The organism is Paraburkholderia sp., assembly GCF_034668105.1.
Classification (GTDB): domain Bacteria; phylum Pseudomonadota; class Gammaproteobacteria; order Burkholderiales; family Burkholderiaceae; genus Paraburkholderia.
Map to the genome: position 1 here is coordinate 1 of NZ_JAXDPY010000607.1, position 3560 is coordinate 3560.

Below are 3560 nucleotides of genomic sequence, written 5' to 3' on the forward strand. Positions count from 1 at the left end.
CCTCGGCGCCGGATTCGAAACGCGGTGCCTGCTTCAGTGCGTTCAGCCCTGAATCACCTTTTGCGAGGTAGTCGTCGATCTGCGAGGCAATGGCCGGATTCGGCTGTGCAGGCAGCGGCGCATCCGGATGAGCGCGGTAATGCGCGGTCTTCTGCGCGAGTTCGTCGGCCGATACATAGCCCTGATCGATGAAGAATTGCGAAATCCCCATCAGCCACTTTTCGTAGTACCGGTATTTGAAGTACTCGAACGGCTGCATGCCTTCGGCGCCGGTGCGCAGCGACGCCCAGGTCCACGTATTCCTGAACGTGGTCGGCAGCGTCGCCACCGGATACTTTGGCAGCGCGTCCGACAGATGCGCGCTTTCCGCCATCATCACCGTGTGAATGCCGAAAATGCGCTTCTCCCACTGCTCGACGAAAACCCGTGTTTCGACACTGACGGGTCCGAGATTTTCGAGCCCGCCAAGGCTGTGCTGTAGTTTCATGGTGTGCGGTTCCTGAAGCGTGAGGTCAGTTGAATTGATGCTGAGGCTTGTGGCTCAATACTTCGCCGAACACTTCGGAGACGAGCCCGAAGACAGCGCCGGTGACGAGTGCGGCGGCGGCCACCAACGCGGGGTTGTGAATGCCGACAGTAGTAATCGCCCTACCGGAGGCGACTGTGGTGCCGACCGTCGAAGCGAAGCCCCATACGACGGCGGGCAGCACATTCAGCAGCTTCAGTTTCGATGCCTGCACCATCGCCGCACTCCCGACGCCGACGCAAATCGCCACGGCAAGCGGCGCCGGGCCGGTACTGGTGATCGCCAGCAGCGAGAGCGACGCGATGACGAGGCCGGTCAGGTTCGACGCCACGCTTTGCACGAAGCCGCGCGGACCACCGCCGACCACGAAGAACGACGCCCACGCGATAAAGGTGACCCACACCGGGACCGGAAACACCGTAGCGGTCACGTAGGTGTCGACGACGGCGAGCACGCCGATACTGACGGTAAGCGCATTAGTCTTCTTCATTACAGACTCCTTGAGGGTAGGTGGGGGCTAGTGAATACAGCTGAGAAACGATTCACGCAGTTGCGGAAAATCCAGATTGCGGCCAATGAACACGAACTTGTTTTCGCGTGACTCGTCCTTCAGCCATGCGCGTCCGGGTGCGGCTTCCAGCAACATATGCACGCTATGGAAATGGAATTGCCGCGCTTCGGCGTGGAAATTCAGAACCCCTTTCATCCGCATCAGTTGCTGCCCTTGCTGCTGCACGAGTTCATTGATCCAGCGGTTAAAGCGCGTCGCATCGAGGTCGCCCTTTTCGACCAGTGCGCACGATTGAATCGACGTGTCGTGTTCGTGGTCGTGAGCGCCTTCGTCGAGCAGATCGGGCTCGATCGCGAGCAGCGTGGGCAGCGAGAAGCGGCGCATGCCCAGCAGAGCGTCCGCGCGGATTTGCGAACGCGTCGAGGTGATGATGGCGGCGCTCGGATTCAATGAACGGATCGTTCGTTCGAGGGCGATCAGCTCGTCTTGCGCGATCAGGTCGAGCTTGTTGATCAGAATGACGTCGGCGAAGGCCACCTGTTCGCGCGCGATGTCGTCATCGAGTTGCTGGCGCAAATGCAGTGCGTCCACCACGGTGACGACCGATTCGAGATCCACGGCTTCGCGCAGGTCGGGATCGGCGAGGAACGTTTGCAGCACCGGCGCCGGATCGGCCAGTCCCGATGTCTCGACGATCAGCCGTTGCATGGGCGCCGAACCGGTCTGTGGACGCGCCAGCAGCGCTTTCACACTGTCGACGAGGTCCGCGCGCACCGTGCAGCACACGCAGCCGTTATTGATCTCGACCAGCGCCTGTTCTTCAGCGACGATCAGTTGACCGTCGATACCGACTTCGCCGAATTCGTTGACGACCACACCGATTGATCCCGGCGCGTGTTGCTGCAGCAACTGATTGACGAGCGTGGTTTTACCGGCGCCGAGAAACCCGGAAATGATGGTGACAGGAAGCTTGCGCGGTGTGAGTGTGCGATTCATGAGTGAGTCCGTTGCTGATCGAGACTGACTCAATAGAGCGAGTACCAGGCCTGTCGCCGTCATCCGTCTGTAGGGGAACTCAGCTTGTCCCGAATGCGCTGAAAATGCGGCGGTTTCTGTCCGAGGCGGAAAATAAGGACAAAATGGCACGAGGATACGGCAGGACGCCGATGCCAAGCGCTGGTGCAGAGGTGGGATTCGATGCGCCGCGACGGTGCGTAATGCTCCGCGACTATGCGGTGTGGTGCGGATGACCGCCTGGAAATGCGCTCATGAAAGCGCGGATTCCGCAGTACCTCACGGTGTCTACGGCTATTCCGCGCCCGTCGGGGCCGGCGTCTGGAAATGCTCGACCAGAAATTCGATGAACGCTCTCGCACGAACGGTCTGGTTGCTTGGGCTTGGATAGTAGACGTACAGATCCGCCGACGGCAGCACGAATTCAGGCAGCACCACCTTCAGCCTGCCACTTTCCAGATACTTGGCCAGATCCCACTCTGAACGAATCACAATCCCGTGGCCGTCCAGCGCCCATCCGAGCACGATGTCGCCGTCGTTGCTCGACAGCATGCCGTGTACCTTCACGACTTCGCTCTGTTCGCCGTGCATGAAGCGCCAGATGCCGTAGGCGTCGTCGTTCTGCCGATGGATGATGCAACGGTGGTCGCTGAGCTCTTGAAGGCTGGACGGCGTGCCGTGCCGCTTGAGATAGCCGGGCGACGCGCACAGCAAACGCCGGTTCGACATCACACGTCGCGCATTGAGGCGTTTGTCGGGCAGCAAGCCAAAGCGAATCGCGAGATCAATGCCGCTTTCGACCAGATCGATGGGCCTGTCAGTCACTTCAACCTGCACCGCGACATCCGGATAGCGCTTGGCGAATTCAGAGACGAGCGGCGCGATCGCCGTGCGGCCAAAGCCGAGCGTCGCGTTCACGCGTAACAGGCCGCGGGGTGTCGAGCGGCCGCTCGACACCAGGTCTTCCATTTCGCGGACTTCGGCCAGAATCCGTGTTGCGTGCAGCAGGTAGGTTTGGCCCTCGCTCGTCAAACTGACGCTGCGCGTGGTCCGGTTGACGAGTCGCACGCCGAGCCGGTTTTCCATCTGCACAAGTCGTCGGGTGGCGGCCGGCGGCGTGAGATCGAGCGCTCGCGCAGCGGCCGAGAGGCTGCCGTGGCGCGCGATCAGGACAAAGAACTCAAGATCGGAAGCGATGTCAGTTTTCACTGAAAGTGAATAAACAAGTGATTTGCAGTGAATTCTAAACCCGCATCCCGCGGATAAGCTACTGCTTCCCCACGTCCCCGTACTTTGACCCGCGTGGAATGTCTCAGATGCCTGGGATATTCGACCGTACCCATCGTTTGCGAGTAACGCCAGAATGACAAACAAGACCGACGCACGGAACATCCGCGAAGCCGCCCTCGATTATCACGAGTTCCCGACGCCGGGCAAGATCGCGATCGCCCCGACCAAGCAGATGATCAACCAGCGCGACCTCGCGCTGGCGTACTCGCCGGGCGTGGC

General features: G+C 60.5%; 3 protein-coding genes and 1 pseudogene. All 4 read right to left on the reverse strand.

Translation table 11 applies throughout. The annotated features are described in order from the left end of the window. Positions 1-487, reverse strand: a pseudogene (locus tag QOC89_RS26770) (nitrile hydratase subunit beta); the annotation flags it as partial. Positions 488-512: 25 nt separating this feature from the next. Further along, positions 513-1016 carry a DUF1097 domain-containing protein gene (locus QOC89_RS26775; RefSeq protein ID WP_323047786.1) on the reverse strand — a complete coding sequence of 168 codons (504 nt, stop codon included), beginning with the start codon at positions 1014-1016 and terminating at the stop codon, positions 513-515. 27 nt (positions 1017-1043) lie between these two features. Then, the gene (locus QOC89_RS26780; RefSeq protein WP_323047787.1) at positions 1044-2033 is read right to left on the reverse strand and encodes a GTP-binding protein; all 990 of its coding nucleotides are present in this window, start codon (positions 2031-2033) and stop codon (positions 1044-1046) included. A gap of 312 nt (positions 2034-2345) precedes the next feature. Further along, positions 2346-3260, reverse strand: a complete 915-nt coding sequence (locus QOC89_RS26785; RefSeq protein WP_323047788.1) for a LysR family transcriptional regulator — start codon at positions 3258-3260, stop codon at positions 2346-2348. Positions 3261-3560: the final 300 nt, after the last annotated feature.